Here is a 519-nt window from a genome sequence, read left to right on the forward strand (position 1 = left end):
GAGTCGTTCCTGTGGGCATGGGGCGGGGAGATCTGAGCGATGCCGAGTGGGAACGGCTGCGGCCGTTCCTGCCCGTGAACAACGGGCGTTGTGGTAGGTGGCGGGATCACCGGCAGGTGATCGATGGGATTCTGCACCGGGTGCGGACCGGGGTGCAGTGGCGTGATCTTCCCGAACGGTTCGGGCCGCGGAAGACCGTCTACGAACGCCACCGCCTGTGGTCGGCCGACGACACCTGGGAACACTTGTTCCAGCAGGTCCAGGCTGCGGCTGACGCCGCAGGCGAGATCGACTGGGACATCTCGGTCGACTCCACCATCGTCCGCGCGCATCAGCATGCGGCTGGCGCCCGCACCGATCCGCCTCCGGCCCCGGGAACAAAGGGGGCCGAAGAGATGGAACACCAGGACGAGACACCGTGGCAGAGTTTGGTCGCCCGCCTGGCGGCCCGCATACGCAAGGGGTCACGCGGTGGACGGCCGCCCGGCTTCGATGAGGACCGCTACAAGAAGCGCAACA

The 519-nt window shown here is 67.4% G+C and carries 1 pseudogene; it reads left to right on the forward strand.

Going from position 1 to position 519, the window contains the following annotated elements:
- Positions 1 to 17: 17 nt before the first annotated feature.
- Positions 18 to 460, forward strand: a pseudogene (locus AC5P1C_RS43940) (IS5 family transposase); the annotation flags it as partial.
- Positions 461 to 519: the final 59 nt, after the last annotated feature.

The sequence above is a fragment of the Streptomyces sp. A18 genome (assembly GCF_059026065.1).